Below are 18,966 nucleotides of genomic sequence, written 5' to 3'. Positions count from 1 at the left end.
CAAAAGGAGAAAGGAACAATGGAAGATTATTTAGTAAAAGCAATGGCTTACGATGGTTTTGTCCGGGCTTATGCGATGAATGCTACTCAAACTGTGGATCAGGCGCAAAGGAATCATGATACTTGGAATACATCCTCAGCTGCGTTAGGACGTACTTTAGTTGGTGCCCTATTATTAGGTAGTACAGTTAAAGGTGAGGACACCATAACTGTTCGTGTTGAGGGAGATGGACCAGCAGGCGCGATCATTGTAACAAGTGATGGTAGCGGAAGCGTCAAAGGCTATATCCAAAATCCTCATGTTAGTTTGCCTTTAAATGAACAAGGTAAACTAGACGTTAGTGGTGCGGTAGGCACGCGGGGGATGTTTTCAGTAACTAAAGACCTTGGCTTAAAAGAACCGTTTTCTGGGCAAACGCCGATCGTATCAGGAGAAATTGGGGCGGATTTCACTTATTATCTTGCTGTATCAGAACAAATTCCTTCTTCTGTGGGATTGAGTGTATTGGTTGATACTGATGACTCTATTAAAACAGCGGGAGGCTTTATGATACAAATGATGCCCGGTGCATCCGAGGAAGTAGTGAATGCTTTAGAAGAACGTTTACAACATCTGCCCAATATTTCTGCTATGTTGGACGAAGGAAAAGCGCCAGAAGAAATTTTAGATTTTATTTTTGCAGACGAAACGGTAGCTATTCTTGATGAAATGCCAGTTCAATTTCAATGTGATTGTTCTAAAGAACGTTTTGCAGCAGGATTGATTTCATTAGGTGCACAAGAAATTCAAGAAATGATTGAAGAAGACCATGGGGCAGAAGCTGTTTGTTCGTTTTGTGGTAATAAGTATTACTTTAGCGAACAAGATTTGGTAGAACTTAAAAAAGAAGCAGCAGAAGAATCCTAAAGAATTATTGTTCGAATCAACGTTAGAAATTAATGAAAAATAGCTAATTTGTGAAAAAATCAAGCCATGTTTCTTTTTCGGCTTGCTTTTTTTTCTTATCATTGGCATTATAAAAAGGAAAGCTATCAGAGAATGGAGGAAGACTTTTGGCAGGAGAACATGAAAACCAAGATGAATTAAATGATCAAATGCTGGTTCGCCGGCAAAAAATGGAAGAACTACAAGAAAAAGGGATAGACCCATTTGGCCATCGTTTCGACCGCACCCACAGTTCAAATGAAATTCATGAAGAATTTGATGATAAAACGAAAGAAGAACTGAATGAGATAGGACTTGCAGCTAGCGTTGCAGGACGGATGGTTTCAAAAAGAGGCAAGGGTAAGGTTGGCTTCGCCCATTTGCAAGACCGAGAAGGTCAGATCCAGATTTATGTCCGCAAAGATGAAGTCGGCGAAGATAACTATGATATCTTTAAAAAAGCCGATTTGGGCGACTTTTTAGGTGTTACTGGTGAAATAATGAAAACAAACACGGGTGAGGTTTCAGTTAAGGCTGAAAAAGTTACACTTTTAACGAAAGCTTTACGTCCTTTACCAGAAAAATACCATGGATTGACAAATGTTGAACAACGTTATCGCCAAAGATATTTAGATTTAATCAGTAATCGCGATAGTTTCGAGCGGTTTAAAAAACGTAGTCAAATTATTAGTGAGATTCGACGCTATTTAGATCATCGTGGATATTTAGAAGTTGAAACACCTGTATTACACAATCAGGCAGGAGGCGCTGCAGCACGTCCATTTGTGACACACCATAATGCTTTAGATATAGACTTATATCTTCGTATTGCTTTAGAGTTGCATTTGAAACGCTTGATTGTAGGCGGAATGGAAAAAGTTTATGAAATCGGACGTGTCTTCCGTAATGAAGGGATCGATACAACCCATAATCCGGAATTTACTATGTTGGAGTGCTATACAGCTTATGCAAATTTTGGTGATGTTATGGACCTAACAGAAGGTATTATCCGAAATGTTACTAAAAACGTACTAGGAACAACGCAACTTTCTTACGATGGGCAAACTGTGGACTTAGGGACAGATTTTGCTCGACTTCATATAGTTGATGCGATTAAGGAATATACAGGAGTTGACTTCTGGCAAGATATGTCATTGGACCAAGCAAGAGAACTTGCCGAAAAACATAAAGTGGCGATCACAGACGCAATGGGCGTGGGTCATATTATCAACGAATTTTTTGAAACATTTGTAGAAGATAACTTGCAACAACCGACCTTTGTTTATGGCCATCCGGTAGAGGTTTCCCCGCTAGCTAAGAAGAGCCAAGATGATCCTCGCTTTACTGATCGTTTTGAACTGTTTATAGTAAATCATGAATTTGCTAATGCCTTTACTGAATTAAACGATCCAATCGATCAACGTAAACGTTTTGAAGAACAAGAGAAAGAACGTATTGCTGGTAATGAAGAAGCTCATGGCGTGGACGAAGATTTCTTAGAATCATTGGAATATGGTATGCCGCCTACTGGAGGTTTGGGCATTGGAATTGATCGTTTAATTATGTTGTTAACAGACGCGCAGTCGATTCGGGATGTTTTGCTTTTCCCAACCATGCGATAATAAAAAATGCGGCTTTTATAGCCGTATTTTTTTATGATGGAAACATGTGAGAAACAAAAAAGCTTTGCACGGGATTTATCTTGATTATAAAGAAAATTATAGGCTATAATGATTGACCTAAAGGGTAGTTATTGATATATTATTAGTTGGCTGTGATAGTGAAAAACTTTTTCATTTTTTTACAAAAATGATTGACGCATCTTTACAGTTTTGATAAGATTATCAAGTCGTCGTAAAAAGCAATGTTTTTTATTTGATTAATGAAAAAACATTTTCAAATTAATAAGTTAGAAAGTTAAAATAAAAATTAGCTAACTTGCAAAAAGATATTGACAAACACTTGTCGAATTGATAAGATATAAAAGTTGTTACGGCAACAAGCAGTAGACCTTTGAAAACTGAACAAAGCAAGCAAACGAACCAATGTGTCGGGCGCTTCTTTGCAAGAAGAAGCAACCAAGCAATAAACGCGAACAACACGCGAGCAAAAAGTTGAAGAGCTAAGTAAGATCAACGGTGTTGATCGATCAAATTCAAGATGAGAGTTTGATCCTGGCTCAGGACGAACGCTGGCGGCGTGCCTAATACATGCAAGTCGAACGCTGCTTAAGAAGAAACTTCGGTTTTTTCTTAAGCGGAGTGGCGGACGGGTGAGTAACACGTGGGGAACCTATCCATCAGCGGGGGATAACACTTGGAAACAGGTGCTAATACCGCATACGGCTTTTTTTCACCTGAAAGAAAGCTCAAAGGCGCTTTACAGCGTCACTGATGGCTGGCCCCGCGGTGCATTAGCCAGTTGGTGAGGTAACGGCTCACCAAAGCAACGATGCATAGCCGACCTGAGAGGGTGATCGGCCACACTGGGACTGAGACACGGCCCAGACTCCTACGGGAGGCAGCAGTAGGGAATCTTCGGCAATGGACGCAAGTCTGACCGAGCAACGCCGCGTGAGTGAAGAAGGTTTTCGGATCGTAAAGCTCTGTTGTCAGCAAAGAACAGGAGAAAGAGGCAATGCTTTTTCTATGACGGTAGCTGACCAGAAAGCCACGGCTAACTACGTGCCAGCAGCCGCGGTAATACGTAGGTGGCAAGCGTTGTCCGGATTTATTGGGCGTAAAGCGAGCGCAGGCGGTGATTTAAGTCTGATGTGAAAGCCCCCAGCTCAACTGGGGAGGGTCATTGGAAACTGGATCACTTGAGTGCAGAAGAGGAGAGTGGAATTCCATGTGTAGCGGTGAAATGCGTAGATATATGGAGGAACACCAGTGGCGAAGGCGGCTCTCTGGTCTGTAACTGACGCTGAGGCTCGAAAGCGTGGGTAGCAAACAGGATTAGATACCCTGGTAGTCCACGCCGTAAACGATGAGTGCTAAGTGTTGGAGGGTTTCCGCCCTTCAGTGCTGCAGTTAACGCATTAAGCACTCCGCCTGGGGAGTACGACCGCAAGGTTGAAACTCAAAGGAATTGACGGGGGCCCGCACAAGCGGTGGAGCATGTGGTTTAATTCGAAGCAACGCGAAGAACCTTACCAGGTCTTGACATCCTTTGACCGCCCTAGAGATAGGGTTTCCCCTTCGGGGGCAAAGTGACAGGTGGTGCATGGTTGTCGTCAGCTCGTGTCGTGAGATGTTGGGTTAAGTCCCGTAACGAGCGCAACCCTTATTGTTAGTTGCCAGCATTGCGTTGGGCACTCTAGCAAGACTGCCGGTGACAAACCGGAGGAAGGCGGGGATGACGTCAAATCATCATGCCCCTTATGACCTGGGCTACACACGTGCTACAATGGGAAGTACAACGAGCGCGCCAAGCCGCAAGGCCGAGCGAATCTCTGAAAGCTTCTCTCAGTTCGGATTGCAGGCTGCAACTCGCCTGCATGAAGCCGGAATCGCTAGTAATCGCGGATCAGCATGCCGCGGTGAATCCGTTCCCGGGCCTTGTACACACCGCCCGTCACACCACGAGAGTTTGTAACACCCAAAGTCGGTGCGGCAACCCCTAGGGGAGCCAGCCGCCTAAGGTGGGACGAATGATTGGGGTGAAGTCGTAACAAGGTAGCCGTATCGGAAGGTGCGGCTGGATCACCTCCTTTCTAAGGAAACATACGGAAGGTCGACACATCGTTTGCGCTTTGTTCAGTTTTGAGAGGTCTACCCGTAGGGGGCCTTAGCTCAGCTGGGAGAGCGCCTGCTTTGCACGCAGGAGGTCAGCGGTTCGATCCCGCTAGGCTCCATAAACGATCGATTTTAGATCGTTTGTTTGGTTCTTTGAAAACTGGATAGAAAAACAACAATCAACACCAACCGAGAATCCGCGTTGAACACGTTTTTTAACGAAGTTTACGCACATGTTCGAAGGGCTTTGATCGCTCAAAGCAAGCACCTTCGAGAAACCCTTGACCGCAAGGTCAAGTCAGGTTAAGTAAGAAAGGGCGCACGGCGGATGCCTTGGCACTAGGAGCCGATGAAGGACGGGACCAACACCGATATGCTCTGGGGAGCTGTAAGTAAGCTTGGATCCAGAGATTTCCGAATGGGGAAACCTCGCATTTTTCATCGAATGCGGCTTGACCTGTGAATACATAGCAGGCAAGCGGAAGACGCAGTGAACTGAAACATCTTAGTAGCTGCAGGAAGAAAAAGAAAAATCGATTCCCTGAGTAGCGGCGAGCGAAACGGGAATAGCCCAAACCAGGATGCTTGCATTCTGGGGTTGTAGGACGTTTATTCACGGACAGGACGGTTAGCCGAAGGCTTTGGGATAAGCCGCCGGAGCGGGTAAGAGCCCCGTAGGCGAAAACTGTCAGGTTCGTAAACGGATCCTGAGTACGACGGGACACGTGAAATGCCGTCGGAAACCGGGAGGACCATCTCCCAAGGCTAAATACTCCCTAGTGACCGATAGTGAACCAGTACCGTGAGGGAAAGGTGAAAAGCACCCCGGAAGGGGAGTGAAAGAGATCCTGAAACCGTGTGCTTACAAGGAGTTAGAGCCCGTTTATGGGTGATAGCGTGCCTTTTGCAGAATGAACCGGCGAGTTGCGCTGGCTGGCGAGGTTAAGTCTGAAAAGACGGAGCCGCAGCGAAAGCGAGTCTGAAATGGGCGTTGAGTCAGACGGCGCAGACCCGAAACCAGGTGATCTACCCATGTCCAGGTTGAAGGTGCGGTAAAACGCACTGGAGGACCGAACCCACGTACGTTGAAAAGTGCGGGGATGAGATGTGGGTAGCGGAGAAATTCCAAACGAACTTGGAGATAGCTGGTTCTCTCCGAAATAGCTTTAGGGCTAGCGTCAAGGAAGCAATGATGGAGGTAGAGCACTGTTTGGACGAGGGGCCCGTCTTGGGTTACCGAATCCAGATAAACTCCGAATGCCATTGATTGCCCCTTGGCAGTCAGACGGTGAGTGATAAGATCCATCGTCGAAAGGGAAACAGCCCAGACCACCAGCTAAGGCCCCTAAATGTATGTTAAGTGGAAAAGGAGGTGGGGTTGCTTAGACAACTAGGATGTTGGCTTAGAAGCAGCCATCATTGAAAGAGTGCGTAATAGCTCACTAGTCGAGTGACCCTGCGCCGAAAATGTACCGGGGCTAAACATACTGCCGAAGCTGTGGAAAACACCATAGGTGTTTTGGTAGGAGAGCGTTCTAAGGGCGGTGAAGGTCGACTGAAAAGACGGCTGGAGCGCTTAGAAGTGAGAATGCCGGTATGAGTAGCGAAAGACAGGTGAGAATCCTGTCCACCGTAAGACGAAGGTTTCCTGGGGAAGGCTCGTCCGCCCAGGGTTAGTCGGGACCTAAGCTGAGGCCGAAAGGCGTAAGCGATGGCCAACAGGTTGATATTCCTGTACCTGTTATCTTCATTTGAGTGATGGAGGGACGCAGGAGGCAAAAGAAAGCAGACGAATGGAAAGGTCTGTCCAAGCAGTGCATCGGAGAAAGAGTGAAAGGCTTTTTCTTGTCAACGATAAGCTGTGACGGGGAGGGAAATTGAAGTACCGAAGTTCTGGCGTCACACTGCCAAGAAAAACTTCTAGCAAGAAGGTAATGGCCCGTACCGCAAACCGACACAGGTCGTCGAGGAGAGTATCCTCAGGTGAGCGAGCGAACTCTCGTTAAGGAACTCGGCAAAATGACCCCGTAACTTCGGGAGAAGGGGTGCTGCTCTAACGAGCAGCCGCAGTGAATAGGCCCAAGCGACTGTTTATCAAAAACACAGGTCTCTGCAAAATCGTAAGATGACGTATAGGGGCTGACGCCTGCCCGGTGCTGGAAGGTTAAGAGGAGTGCTTAGCGTAAGCGAAGGTACGAATTGAAGCCCCAGTAAACGGCGGCCGTAACTATAACGGTCCTAAGGTAGCGAAATTCCTTGTCGGGTAAGTTCCGACCCGCACGAAAGGCGCAACGATTTGGGCACTGTCTCAACGAGAGACTCGGTGAAATTTTAGTACCTGTGAAAATGCAGGTTACCCGCGACAGGACGGAAAGACCCCATGGAGCTTTACTGTAATTTGATATTGGGTGTCTGTGACGCATGTACAGCATAGGTAGGAGCCGTAGAATTCGGGACGCGAGTCTCGAAGGAGGCATCCGTGGGATACTACCCTTGCGTTATGGCCACTCTAACCCACGCCACTGATCGTGGCGGGAGACAGTGTCAGATGGGCAGTTTGACTGGGGCGGTCGCCTCCCAAAAAGTAACGGAGGCGCCCCAAGGTTCCCTCAGAATGGTTGGAAATCATTCAAAGAGTGTAAAGGCAGAAGGGAGCTTGACTGTGAGAGCAACAACTCGAGCAGGGACGAAAGTCGGGCTTAGTGATCCGGTGGTTCCGCATGGAAGGGCCATCGCTCAACGGATAAAAGCTACCCTGGGGATAACAGGCTTATCTCCCCCAAGAGTCCACATCGACGGGGAGGTTTGGCACCTCGATGTCGGCTCGTCGCATCCTGGGGCTGTAGTCGGTCCCAAGGGTTGGGCTGTTCGCCCATTAAAGCGGCACGCGAGCTGGGTTCAGAACGTCGTGAGACAGTTCGGTCCCTATCCGTCGCGGGCGTAGGAAATTTGCGAGGCGCTGTCCTTAGTACGAGAGGACCGGGATGGACCTACCGCTGGTGGACCAGTTGTCGTGCCAACGGCATCGCTGGGTAGCTAAGTAGGGCAGGAATAAACGCTGAAAGCATCTAAGCGTGAAGTCCCCCTCAAGATGAGATTTCCCCTTTCTAAAAGAAAGTAAGATCCCTGAGAGAAGATCAGGTAGATAGGTTCGAAGTGGAAGACCTGCGAGGGTTGGAGCGGACGAATACTAATCGATCGAGGACTTAACCACAAAGGTTTGGATTTTCGGTGAAGCGAAGCAGTTGTTTTTCATCCAGTTTTGAGGGAACCAAAAGGTTCACTCAACGTCAAGTTGTGTGGTGATGATGGCAAGAAGGAGACACCTGTTCCCATGCCGAACACAGTCGTTAAGCTTCTTAGCGCCAATTGTAGTGAGGGGCTTCCCCTTGTGAGAGTAGGACATCGCCACGCAGCAAGCGGAGGTTTAGCTCAGCTGGGAGAGCATCTGCCTTACAAGCAGAGGGTCATAGGTTCGAGCCCTATAACCTCCATTGAGTCGTTAGCTCAGTTGGTAGAGCATCTGACTTTTAATCAGAGGGTCACAGGTTCGAATCCTGTACGACTCATTTCACAAAATCAGCGGGTGTGGCGGAATTGGCAGACGCACTAGATTTAGGATCTAGCGCCGCAAGGCGTGGGGGTTCAAGTCCCTTCACCCGCATGTAGGAAAAAGCCGGCTTAGCTCAGTTGGTAGAGCATCTGATTTGTAATCAGAGGGTCGAGGGTTCAAGTCCTTTAGCCGGCATCCGACAAGCTGCGGAAATAGCTCAGCGGTAGAGCACCACCTTGCCAAGGTGGGGGTCGCGGGTTCGAATCCCGTTTTCCGCTTGATGCCAAAACCACGCCGGGGTGGCGGAACTGGCAGACGCACAGGACTTAAAATCCTGGGGTAAGTAATTACCGTACCGGTTCGATTCCGGTCCTCGGCATTGAACAAAATATGCGCCCATAGCTCAACTGGATAGAGTGTCTGACTACGGATCAGAAGGTTGAGGGTTCAAATCCTTCTGGGCGCGTAACGGGAAGTAGCTCAGCTTGGTAGAGCACTTGGTTTGGGACCAAGGGGTCGTAGGTTCGAATCCTGTCTTCCCGATGGATTTTAATGAAGGGGCCTTAGCTCAGCTGGGAGAGCGCCTGCTTTGCACGCAGGAGGTCAGCGGTTCGATCCCGCTAGGCTCCATGTCATTTGATAAAATGGTTTTCGCGGTGTAGCTCAGCTGGCTAGAGCGTCCGGTTCATACCCGGGAGGTCGTGGGTTCGATCCCCTCCACCGCGATTTTGATTAAGAGCTTGGACCTTTAGCTCAGTTGGTTAGAGCAGACGGCTCATAACCGTCAGGTCGTAGGTTCGAGTCCTACAAGGTCCATTGCGTCATTATCATTTTATTTATTTGATGGAGGATTACCCAAGTCCGGCTGAAGGGAACGGTCTTGAAAACCGTCAGGCGGGTAAAACCGTGCAAGGGTTCGAATCCCTTATCCTCCTTTGCTAAAATTATTTATAGATATTATAATAATATTTAGTTTTATTATCGCGGGATGGAGCAGTCTGGTAGCTCGTCGGGCTCATAACCCGAAGGTCGCAAGTTCAAATCTTGCTCCCGCAATTATACTTGTTTTTCAAGTATTGAAGATACAACAAAAATTGGTCTGGTAGTTCAGCTGGTTAGAATGCCTGCCTGTCACGCAGGAGGTCGCGGGTTCGAGTCCCGTCCAGACCGTCATGCGGGTGTAGTTTAGTGGTAAAACCACAGCCTTCCAAGCTGTTGTCGCGAGTTCGATTCTCGTCACCCGCTTGTTGTGTTTATTGCTTGGGCCTATAGCTCAGTTGGTTAGAGCGCACGCCTGATAAGCGTGAGGTCGATGGTTCGAGTCCATTTAGGCCCATTTATTAAATAAAGGTCCGTTGGTCAAGAGGTTAAGACACCGCCCTTTCACGGCGGTATCACGGGTTCGAATCCCGTACGGACCATGCGTCTTGGGGTTATGGAGGATTACCCAAGTCCGGCTGAAGGGAACGGTCTTGAAAACCGTCAGGCGGGTAAAACCGTGCAAGGGTTCGAATCCCTTATCCTCCTTTGCTAAAATTATTTACAAATATTATAATAATATTTAGTTTTATTATCGCGGGATGGAGCAGTCTGGTAGCTCGTCGGGCTCATAACCCGAAGGTCGCAAGTTCAAATCTTGCTCCCGCAATTGTACTTTGTATGCAAGTACTTATTATATTTACAACAAAGCGGGTCTGGTAGTTCAGCTGGTTAGAATGCCTGCCTGTCACGCAGGAGGTCGCGGGTTCGAGTCCCGTCCAGACCGTTTTGGATCGATAGCTCAGTCGGTAGAGCAACGGATTGAAGCTCCGTGTGTCGGCAGTTCGATTCTGTCTCGATCCATCAATATATAAGGCGGGTGTAGTTTAGTGGTAAAACCACAGCCTTCCAAGCTGTTGTCGCGAGTTCGATTCTCGTCACCCGCTTTTGTTGTAGTTATAATAAGGGCCTATAGCTCAGTTGGTTAGAGCGCACGCCTGATAAGCGTGAGGTCGATGGTTCGAGTCCATTTAGGCCCATGAAAATCAATATTTTTTGGTTTTGGGGAAGTACTCAAGTGGCTGAAGAGGCGCCCCTGCTAAGGGTGTAGGTCGTTTACGCGACGCGAGGGTTCGAATCCCTCCTTCTCCGTATCAGCGATCCGTTGGTCAAGAGGTTAAGACACCGCCCTTTCACGGCGGTAACACGGGTTCGAATCCCGTACGGATCATCGAAGCATTCAGTAATGGATGCTTTTTTTTAAGTTAATTTGAGGACTTTTGCTGACAGTTTCGGTTTCAACTCATTTTGGCAAAAAGTGAGGATAGATCGTTCTTATTATCTATTAGAATCAGACCGTTGCAAGTTCCCGAAAGGATTCATTTGAAAATCAAGTGAAGATGCCTTGTAACCGAAAAATTATTTTAGGGGGAATCATCGTGAAAGAAAGGCGTTTGTTTACTTCTGAATCTGTTTCAGAAGGACATCCAGACAAGATTGCTGATCAGATCAGTGATGCTATTTTAGATGCACTTTTAGCGCAGGATCCAATGGCACGCGTTGCTTGTGAAACATCTGTTACAACAGGTTTGGTATTGGTCTTTGGGGAAGTTTCTACATCGGCATATGTTGATATGCAAAAGGTTGTACGTCAAACAATCAAAGATATTGGTTATAATCGTCCAGAATATGGCTTTGATGGCGATAATGTAGCGGTCTTAGTTGCAATTGATGAACAATCACAAGATATCGCACAAGGTGTGGATACATCTTTAGAAGCAAGAGAAGATAGAGAAAAACGTATTAATGCAATCGGAGCTGGTGACCAGGGCTTAATGTTTGGCTTTGCGACTAACGAAACTGACGAGTTGATGCCTTTACCTATTTCATTAAGTCATAAAATCGTCGCTCATTTAGCAAAATTAAGAAAAAAAGCAGAAATTAGCTACTTACGTCCGGATGCAAAATCACAAGTTACTGTGGAATATGATGAAAATGATCAACCCAAAAGAGTAGATACGATTATTATTAGTACACAACATGATGACGAAGTTGCAAATGAAACAATTAGACGTGATATGATTGAAAAAGTCATTAAAGAAGTCGTTCCTAATGAACTTTTAGACGAACAAACGAAGTATTTCATTAACCCTACCGGTCGTTTTGTCATTGGTGGACCACAGGGTGACGCTGGTTTGACCGGAAGAAAAATTATTGTAGACACTTATGGTGGCTATGCGCGTCATGGTGGCGGTGCATTTTCCGGTAAAGATGCTACAAAGGTGGATCGTTCGGCAAGTTATGCTGCCCGTTATATTGCAAAAAATATTGTTGCAGCAAAATTAGCTGATAAAGCTGAGGTGCAACTGGCATATGCTATTGGGGTGGCTGAACCTGTATCTATTTCAATTGATACTTTTGGAACGTCTAAAGTTAGTCAAGAAAAATTAATTGAAGTTGTACGTCAAAATTTTGATTTAAGGCCAGCTGGCATTATTGAGATGTTGGATTTACGACGTCCTATTTATAAGGATACAGCTGCTTATGGACATTTCGGTAGAACCGATATTGATTTGCCTTGGGAAAAAACAGATAAAATGAAAGCTTTACAAGAAAATATAAAATAATCAAAAAGGATCCTATTGGTTTTATTCAATAGGATCTTTTTTTATTTTAGAAAAAATCTGCTACAATGGATGATAAATAATAAAGGACGTGAAAAAATAATGGCTCTTTTACAAGTAAATGCTTTTTCCAATGTGTTAGAAATGGAAGTGATGTTGGATGTCATTTTACCACAAGAAACCAAAAAAACCTTTGGAACAAGTACTAAAGGAACAACTGAGGATGTAGCAGTACTTTATTTACTGCATGGTATGAATGGTAATCATAGTGTATGGCAAAGACGAACAGCAATTGAGCGTTACGTATCTGATAAGGGCTTAGCTGTGATTATGCCTTCTACTGATTTAGGGTGGTATACAGATACTACCTATGATATGAAGTATTGGACATTTATTGCTGAAGAGTTACCTAATATTTGTCATGAATTATTCCCTCAACTAACGAAAAAAAGAGCCAAAACATTTGCAGCGGGTTTATCAATGGGTGGCTATGGCGCTGTAAAATTGGGTTTAAAAAAACCTGAAAATTTTGCAGCAATTGCTTCACTTTCAGGCGGTTTAACGATTGCTGAAGGAATAAACCAATTACTAGAAATAAGAAGTAAAGCATACTGGGAAGGAATTTTTGGTCCTTTAGAGGAAATCAAAGGCTCGGAAAATGACTTGATACATTTGATTGAGACATTAGATGGATCACAAGCGCCTAAATTTTATCTTACATGTGGTACTGAAGATTTAATATATCAAGCAAGTGCTTATACCACTAAGAAAATGAGAGAAAACGGCTATGATGTGGTTTTTGAAGATGGCCCTGGTGAACATGATTGGTTATTTTGGGACGATTGGATTCAACGGGTTTTAAATTGGTTACCCCTTTAAAGTATTTTATCAACCAGTTAAACAGAAGTGTTGTTTAGCTGGTTTTTTTGTTTGATTAATGATTATTTTACTAATTTTCAAGAAACAATATTTCGAAATAACACAATTACTGTTTTATTTATTGAAATATTGTTTCTTTTAAGATATAATGAAAGCGAATTAATAAGGATGGTGTAAATGATGCTAGGATTTTCGGTTTTCTTGGGAGAAGGGTTATCAAAAAATAAGCAACAGTATATTGAAGCCATGAATCGTGCAGGCTTTACACGTATTTTTACTTCTTTGCATATTCCAGAGGATGACCCAGAAGAAATTATTTATACTTTAAAACAACTTGGTGAATTAACTCAGCAATTTCAAATGGAATTAATGGCGGATGTATCAAGTGATGGCTTACAGTATTTAGCGACCGATTTTAATCAAGTGGAAGCTTTTGACCAGTTAAAAGAATTAGGCGTTACAGGCGTACGTATGGATTATGGCGTTGATAATCAAACGATTGCAGCTATTTCAAGACACATGCAGGTGGGATTGAATGCATCAACTTTAACAGACGAAGATGTAGCCGAATTAAGTTCTCTTCAAGCGGATTTTACGAATATGGAGTTATGGCATAATTATTATCCACGTCCGGAGACAGGCTTATCAAGAGACTATTTACAAAGAGTAAACCATAAATGGCGTGCTTACGGTTTTAAGATCGTTGCTTTTGTTCCAGGGGATGAAAATCTGCGGGGGCCATTACATGACCACCTTCCTAGCTTAGAAATCCATCGACGGCAACATCCATTGGCAGCAACCCTTGATTTGTTTTACAACTATGATTGTGATGCAGTTTATATTGGAGATGGTGGACTTACAAAAAAAGCAAGGGAACAGTTTATTGCTTATTTCCAACATAAAAAAATGTTACTTGAAATTGATTTGCTGACGAAAAATTATCACTCCTTATTCTTGGGTGAACATACAAATCGGATCGATGAAGCGGAGTATGTGGTGCGAAGTCAAGAGGCGCGGAAAAATAATCAAGAAATCATTGAAACTGAAAATATTCAATCACGAGAAAAAGGTAGCATAACTGTGGATAATAAAAAGTATCTGCGTTATATGGGAGAATTACAAATTACTAAAGATGATTTACCTGCTGATGAGAAGGTAAATGTGCTAGCTAAGGTAATAGAAAAAGACCGTAACTTAATTGATTATATCGACTCAGGATGTCGGTTTGAACTAAAGGAAGGGAGAAAAATCTAGTGAGTGAATTAGAAAAATTAGCGACAGAAACTAGAAATCAAAAAACGATGGCTTTGGATGATATGGATATCATGGAAGTTTTACAAACGATGAATGATGAAGATAGAAAAGTTCCTTTGGCTATTGAAGAAGCACTACCACAAATTAAAAAGGTTGTCGAACAAATTATCCAAGCATTCAATAAAAAAGGAAGACTATTTTATATTGGTGCTGGTACAAGTGGACGCCTAGGCGTTTTAGATGCAGCAGAGTGTGTCCCAACATTTGGAACAACCCCCGAAATGGTACAAGGGTTGATCGCCGGTGGAATAAAAGCTATGACTGTTGCCGTTGAAGGAGCAGAAGATTCCAAAGAACTTGCAAAAAAAGATTTAAGCCAAGCTTCGTTATCACAAAATGATCTTGTAGTGGGAATCGCTGCCAGCGGAAGGACACCTTATGTCATTGGTGGTTTGGATTACGCAAAAGAAATTGGTGCGACCACAGCTTCAATAGCTTGTAATAATAAAGCGCAAATTAGTCAGCATGCGCAGTTTCCTATCGAAGTTGAAGTCGGTCCAGAAGTTTTAACCGGATCTACTCGTTTGAAATCAGGTACAGCGCAAAAATTAGTATTAAATATGCTTTCAACAGCATCGATGATTGGTATTGGCAAGGTCTATAAGAATTTAATGGTAGATGTCCGGGCGACCAATGAAAAATTAGTTGAAAGATCTAAAAGGATTATTATGCAAGCAACAGAGTGTAGCTATGAACAAGCAGATAAAGCTTTTTATCAAGCAGATGAAAATGTCAAACTTGCTATTGTTATGATTTTAACTGGGGTAAAAAAAGATGAAGCTGCAGAAAAATTAGTTGCGGGTAATGGGTTTGTAAGAAATACACTTTAAAAAGGAGGAAGAAAAAGTGGCAGATAAAGTAACAAAGTTAGCAGAAGAAATTTATGAATATGTCGGCGGTGTAAATAATGTGAATAAAATTGTTAACTGTATGACACGTATTCGTATGGGTGTGATCGATGGCAGCAAGGTAGACCTTGATGGCTTAAGAGCTGTTGACGGTGTAATGGGTGTTGTCGAAGACGAAACGCTACAAATTGTACTTGGACCAGGTACTGTAAGTAAAGTTGCCCAAAAAATGGCTGATATGGCTGGTGTGGAACTGGGAGAAGAACGTCCGGATGGCACAGCTGTGGAAGAGCCCCCAACTAGTACAAGCGGGAAAGAAGATGTTAACGCCAAAGCAGAAGAAGTTCATGCGGAAGTAAAAAAGAAAAATCAAAAGCCTTGGTCAAAGGTTTTAAAGTCAATTGCTAATATTTTCGTACCTTTAATTCCAGCTTTTGTTGGTGCTGGGATCATCGGTGGAATTGCTTCGGTTTTAACAAATATGCTAGAAGCTGGAACAGTTTCTGGTGATGCTTGGGTCAATATCGTAAGTGTTGGTTCGATTATTCAAAGTGGTGTATTTACTTATCTAGTGATTTATGTAGGGATTAATGCTGCGCGCGAATTTGGCGCTTCACCCAGCTTGGGTGGTGTTATTGGCGGTGTCACCATGCTAACTGGAATGAGTGAAGACATGCCACTTCCTAACATTTTTACTGGTGAACCTTTAGCAGAAGGTCAAGGTGGCGTAATCGGCGTTATTATTGCGGTTTTCTTGATGGCGCAAGTGGAAAAATGGTTGCATAAAGTAGTGCCAGATACAGTTGACATTATTGTCACACCAGTACTTACCTTAGCTGCTATGGGTATCGTTACAATCTTCTTTATTATGCCTCTAGCAGGATGGATTTCTGATGGACTTGTAGGTGGTATTACTTGGGTGCTAGGCGTAGGTGGTGGCTTTGCTGGTTTTGTATTGGGTACTTTATTCTTACCAATGGTTATGTTTGGCCTTCACCAAATATTGACACCGATCCATTTATCATTGATTGAGACCTATGGTAGTACCTCTTTATTACCCATTTTAGCAATGGCTGGTGCAGGACAAGTTGGGGCAGCATTTGCTTTGTGGTTACGTTGTCGTAATAATAAAAAGTTGACTGAGATGATAAAAGGTGCGTTACCAGTCGGCATTCTAGGTATTGGTGAACCCTTAATTTATGGTGTTACTTTGCCTTTAGGCCGTCCATTTATCACTGCTTGTTTAGGTGGTGGGATTGGCGGCGCCGTTGTTGGTTTGCTTGGCGGTGTTGGCTCAATTTCCATTGGGCCAAGTGGCTTAGCTTTGATTCCTTTGATTGCTGAAGGTGGATGGTTTGTTTATGTCATCAGTTTAATTGCAGGTTATATTGGTGGTTTTGTATTGACTTACTTCTTTGGTACTAATGAAGATATTCGGGAAGGTAGAATTATGTGAGAAGAGCAGTTATTTTTGATGTAGATGGTGTGATTGTTTTCTCAGAGAAGGCTTATCAGAAACGACGTGCGGCTTTCTTTGAACAAAATAACGTGTCGGTTGCCCAAGAAGTGCAAGACTATTTCGTAGGTTCCAATGCCTACGATATGTTTGAACAGTTATTTCCAGAAGATATTGATAAGCGTACAGAGTTATTACAAGCTTACAAAGAATTTCGTCAGCATTATCCGATGGACTATCAAGAAATGTTTAATCCTGATATTTTACCTACTCTGGATAAGTTGGCCAGTAAAAATATTCGTATGGCTGTGGCATCCTCTGGTCCTTTGGAAAATATTTATCGAATTTTAGAAGTCAACCAAATAAAAGAATATTTTGAATTGATTACCAGTGGTGATATGTTTGCTCGTAGCAAACCTAACCCTGAAATTTATCAATATACACTTTCTCGTCTTAAACTGCGCCCTAGTGATTGTTTAGTTATCGAAGATTCGACATTTGGTATTGAAGCTGCTCGTCGAGCAAATTTGACTGTAGCAGCTTTAAAGAGCCCACAATTTAATATCGATCAATCACAAGCTAACTATCAAATCGAATCGTCTCAGCAATTATTGGATTTAGTTTAAATAAAAGCAATCGTTTTGATTTAACGAAACGATTGCTTCACTTTTATCACTTTTGAAATCGGATACGAAAACGAAGGAAGGTATCTAAATATGAAAAAGTGTTGGAAAAAATTATGATGTCTAGTGTAATGTTTTGTATCTTATTTTTTATGAGTGCATGCGTACTAGAAGACAAAACGGATGTGAGAGAAATTAGTAGTCCTAAAGGTTCGTATCAACTTAGTCAAAGCTATCCAATCCCAGCAACTGATGAAGCCTTTGATAGTTCTCTTTTAACAAATCAAATGGAGACATTTTATGGATATAAAGGGCAAGGACAGTTATTAATAAAAACAAACGATAAAGAAGCCTTCAAGATTTATGTCAATGGCCAGGAAATATTTGCTGATTTGTCGAATAAAAAATGGCAGCAGATCGATATCTCAGATTTTACTAAAAATGGAGATAACAATTTACAAGTCAGCCGAGTTGCTAGCAATAATAAGGCAACAATGAATATAAAAATTCCTTACCCTGTTTTAAAGGATAATACAAAAGAATACACTGATGATGATAATTTTAAGTTGATCGATCAACTGATTAATGCTGAAATAAAAAATGGTTTTACCTCGGCTCAATTAGTGGTGGCAAAAAATGGAAATATCATTAAATCAAGTGCTTATGGCAATGTAAATGCCTATGATCAACAAGATAGACCACAAAAGGATAGTCAACAAGTTACGAAAAACACCTTATATGATTTGGCCAGTAATACGAAGATGTATGCAACGAATTACGCTATCCAAAAATTAGTTTCAGATGGAAAATTAAACATTGAGCAAAAGGTTAGTGAAATTTTCCCAGATTTTAAAGACAAAAGGTCAGATGAAATTAAAGGAAAAGATGATTTGACGATTAAAGAAATACTACAGCACCAAGCAGGATTTCCAGCAGATCCACAGTATCATAATAAAAACTATGACCCGGATGCAGAGGATCAAACGACTCCGGATGCTAATAAAGAACTGTATACACAAGATAGAAATGAAGTTATGGAAAAAATCATTGCTACGCCTTTGGAGTATACACCAGGTACAGAAACAATGTATTCAGATGTGGACTATATGTTACTTGGGTTTATTATTGAAGAAGTAACAGGGCAACGCTTGGATGAATATATGAAGCAAAATTATTATCAACCGTTAAACTTGCAGCATACGACTTTTAAGCCTTTGGAACATCATTTTTCAAAAGAACAAATCGCTGCAACCGAATTACATGGAAATACGCGAGATGGGGCGGTTGATTTTGATAATATTAGAAAAAACACAGTGCAAGGAGAAGTGCATGACGAAAAGGCTTTTTATTCAATGGATGGTATCAGTGGACATGCCGGCCTGTTTTCTAATGCAAAAGATTTGGCAGTATTAACTCAAATTACTTTGAATAAAGGCGGTTATGGAAATCAACAGTTCTTTTCTGAAGATACAATGGATCAATTTATTAAAGCTAAAGATACTGATCCAAGTTTTGGTTTAGGTTGGCGTCGTAAAGGGCAACAGTTATATTCTTGGGCCTTTTCTCCTTTAGCTAATTCAAGTACTATCGGTCATACTGGTTGGACTGGGACATTAACTGTGATCGATCCAGTTAATCACACTTCTGTTGTACTACTGACGAATACAAAGAATTCTCCAGTTGTTGATAAAAAGAAAGACCCTAATGATTTTATAGGGGATCACTTTTTAACAGGACAATATGGGCTGATAGCAACGCTAGCTTTTGATAGTCAAAAGGATGATCAAGCAGCTAATAATAGTAAATTAGTGGATATGTTCGATTCGAAATACCGTTATATGAAAGCAAATCAAAAAGCACAAACTTCAGCAGATTACGCGCAGCTACAATCCTTACTTGATGTAGTAGATGAACGTAAAAACGGTAAGGAAATTACTGATTTTATGAAGACTAAACGTTTTAAAGAAATTACAGCGTTTGTGGCTAATGATTAACCAATCAAAGGCATTACTAAGGTGTAAATTTAGCAG

9 protein-coding genes, 26 tRNA genes, 3 rRNA genes and 1 riboswitch are annotated in these 18,966 nt (G+C 42.9%); all 38 genes read left to right on the top strand.

Going from position 1 to position 18,966, the window contains the following annotated elements; translation table 11 throughout:
• The first annotated feature begins 18 nt into the window (after positions 1-18).
• On the top strand, positions 19-906 hold the full coding sequence (hslO, locus tag AC806_RS11020; RefSeq protein WP_014125790.1) for an Hsp33 family molecular chaperone HslO: 888 nt from the start codon (positions 19-21) through the stop codon (positions 904-906).
• Positions 907-1,052: 146 nt separating this feature from the next.
• A complete protein-coding gene (gene lysS / locus AC806_RS11015) occupies positions 1,053-2,546 on the top strand; it encodes a lysine--tRNA ligase (protein ID WP_094244113.1) in 1,494 nt (497 codons plus the stop codon).
• A 534-nt stretch (positions 2,547-3,080) separates the two neighbouring features.
• Positions 3,081-4,639: ribosomal RNA gene (locus AC806_RS11010) — 16S ribosomal RNA — on the top strand.
• Between the two features lie 68 nt (positions 4,640-4,707).
• Positions 4,708-4,780 (top strand) — tRNA-Ala (locus tag AC806_RS11005).
• 182 nt (positions 4,781-4,962) lie between these two features.
• Positions 4,963-7,875, top strand: a 23S ribosomal RNA gene (locus AC806_RS11000).
• Between the two features lie 84 nt (positions 7,876-7,959).
• Positions 7,960-8,075 (top strand): 5S ribosomal RNA (gene rrf, locus AC806_RS10995).
• Together the 16S, 23S and 5S rRNA genes with 26 tRNA genes alongside form the textbook arrangement of a ribosomal RNA operon.
• Before the next feature lie 7 nt (positions 8,076-8,082).
• Positions 8,083-8,155: transfer RNA gene (locus AC806_RS10990), tRNA-Val, on the top strand.
• 2 nt (positions 8,156-8,157) lie between these two features.
• A tRNA-Lys gene (locus AC806_RS10985) sits at positions 8,158-8,230 on the top strand.
• 13 nt (positions 8,231-8,243) lie between these two features.
• Positions 8,244-8,325 (top strand) — tRNA-Leu (locus AC806_RS10980).
• An 11-nt stretch (positions 8,326-8,336) separates the two neighbouring features.
• Positions 8,337-8,409: transfer RNA gene (locus AC806_RS10975), tRNA-Thr, on the top strand.
• Between the two features lie 11 nt (positions 8,410-8,420).
• Positions 8,421-8,492: transfer RNA gene (locus tag AC806_RS10970), tRNA-Gly, on the top strand.
• A 15-nt stretch (positions 8,493-8,507) separates the two neighbouring features.
• Positions 8,508-8,593 (top strand) — tRNA-Leu (locus AC806_RS10965).
• A gap of 13 nt (positions 8,594-8,606) precedes the next feature.
• Positions 8,607-8,680, top strand: a tRNA-Arg gene (locus AC806_RS10960).
• Between the two features lie 3 nt (positions 8,681-8,683).
• A tRNA-Pro gene (locus tag AC806_RS10955) sits at positions 8,684-8,757 on the top strand.
• Positions 8,758-8,771: 14 nt separating this feature from the next.
• Positions 8,772-8,844 (top strand) — tRNA-Ala (locus tag AC806_RS10950).
• A 22-nt stretch (positions 8,845-8,866) separates the two neighbouring features.
• Positions 8,867-8,940 (top strand) — tRNA-Met (locus AC806_RS10945).
• Positions 8,941-8,956: 16 nt separating this feature from the next.
• Positions 8,957-9,030: transfer RNA gene (locus AC806_RS10940), tRNA-Ile, on the top strand.
• A 29-nt stretch (positions 9,031-9,059) separates the two neighbouring features.
• Positions 9,060-9,149: transfer RNA gene (locus AC806_RS10935), tRNA-Ser, on the top strand.
• A gap of 47 nt (positions 9,150-9,196) precedes the next feature.
• Positions 9,197-9,270: transfer RNA gene (locus tag AC806_RS10930), tRNA-Met, on the top strand.
• 40 nt (positions 9,271-9,310) lie between these two features.
• Positions 9,311-9,384, top strand: a tRNA-Asp gene (locus AC806_RS10925).
• Positions 9,385-9,388: 4 nt separating this feature from the next.
• Positions 9,389-9,459, top strand: a tRNA-Gly gene (locus tag AC806_RS10920).
• Between the two features lie 17 nt (positions 9,460-9,476).
• A tRNA-Ile gene (locus AC806_RS10915) sits at positions 9,477-9,550 on the top strand.
• A 13-nt stretch (positions 9,551-9,563) separates the two neighbouring features.
• Positions 9,564-9,635, top strand: a tRNA-Glu gene (locus AC806_RS10910).
• Between the two features lie 16 nt (positions 9,636-9,651).
• A tRNA-Ser gene (locus tag AC806_RS10905) sits at positions 9,652-9,741 on the top strand.
• Between the two features lie 47 nt (positions 9,742-9,788).
• Positions 9,789-9,862, top strand: a tRNA-Met gene (locus AC806_RS10900).
• Positions 9,863-9,905: 43 nt separating this feature from the next.
• Positions 9,906-9,979: transfer RNA gene (locus AC806_RS10895), tRNA-Asp, on the top strand.
• 4 nt (positions 9,980-9,983) lie between these two features.
• A tRNA-Phe gene (locus AC806_RS10890) sits at positions 9,984-10,056 on the top strand.
• Between the two features lie 12 nt (positions 10,057-10,068).
• Positions 10,069-10,139 (top strand) — tRNA-Gly (locus AC806_RS10885).
• A gap of 19 nt (positions 10,140-10,158) precedes the next feature.
• Positions 10,159-10,232: transfer RNA gene (locus AC806_RS10880), tRNA-Ile, on the top strand.
• A gap of 24 nt (positions 10,233-10,256) precedes the next feature.
• Positions 10,257-10,344 (top strand) — tRNA-Ser (locus AC806_RS10875).
• A 7-nt stretch (positions 10,345-10,351) separates the two neighbouring features.
• Positions 10,352-10,423: transfer RNA gene (locus AC806_RS10870), tRNA-Glu, on the top strand.
• A 123-nt stretch (positions 10,424-10,546) separates the two neighbouring features.
• Positions 10,547-10,634, top strand: a riboswitch (SMK box riboswitch).
• On the top strand, positions 10,632-11,819 hold the full coding sequence (metK, locus tag AC806_RS10865; RefSeq protein ID WP_069029317.1) for a methionine adenosyltransferase: 1,188 nt from the start codon (positions 10,632-10,634) through the stop codon (positions 11,817-11,819). Its footprint overlaps the riboswitch before it by 3 nt.
• 99 nt (positions 11,820-11,918) lie before the next feature.
• A complete protein-coding gene (locus tag AC806_RS10860) occupies positions 11,919-12,695 on the top strand; it encodes an alpha/beta hydrolase (RefSeq protein ID WP_069029316.1) in 777 nt (258 codons plus the stop codon).
• A gap of 177 nt (positions 12,696-12,872) precedes the next feature.
• Positions 12,873-13,949 (top strand): DUF871 domain-containing protein, encoded by a 1,077-nt coding sequence (locus AC806_RS10855; RefSeq protein WP_014125786.1) that lies wholly within the window; start codon positions 12,873-12,875, stop codon positions 13,947-13,949.
• Positions 13,949-14,839 (top strand): N-acetylmuramic acid 6-phosphate etherase, encoded by an 891-nt coding sequence (murQ, locus tag AC806_RS10850; RefSeq protein WP_014125785.1) that lies wholly within the window; start codon positions 13,949-13,951, stop codon positions 14,837-14,839. The genes AC806_RS10855 and murQ overlap by 1 nt, the downstream gene beginning before the upstream one ends.
• Before the next feature lie 16 nt (positions 14,840-14,855).
• Positions 14,856-16,313 (top strand): PTS transporter subunit EIIC, encoded by a 1,458-nt coding sequence (locus tag AC806_RS10845; protein ID WP_069029315.1) that lies wholly within the window; start codon positions 14,856-14,858, stop codon positions 16,311-16,313.
• Positions 16,310-16,939, top strand: a complete 630-nt coding sequence (locus AC806_RS10840; RefSeq protein WP_014125783.1) for an HAD family hydrolase — start codon at positions 16,310-16,312, stop codon at positions 16,937-16,939. Before AC806_RS10845 ends, AC806_RS10840 begins: the two co-directional genes overlap by 4 nt.
• 113 nt (positions 16,940-17,052) lie before the next feature.
• Positions 17,053-18,930 (top strand): penicillin binding protein PBP4B, encoded by a 1,878-nt coding sequence (pbp4b, locus tag AC806_RS10835; RefSeq protein ID WP_069029409.1) that lies wholly within the window; start codon positions 17,053-17,055, stop codon positions 18,928-18,930.
• The last annotated feature ends 36 nt before the right edge of the window (positions 18,931-18,966 follow it).

It is taken from the genome of Tetragenococcus halophilus, assembly GCF_001712815.1.
In the GTDB taxonomy this organism is placed as follows: Bacteria; Bacillota; Bacilli; order Lactobacillales; family Enterococcaceae; genus Tetragenococcus; species Tetragenococcus halophilus.
The sequence above is the reverse complement of the archived record's forward strand: the minus strand, read 5'-3'. Positions and strand labels throughout refer to the sequence as shown.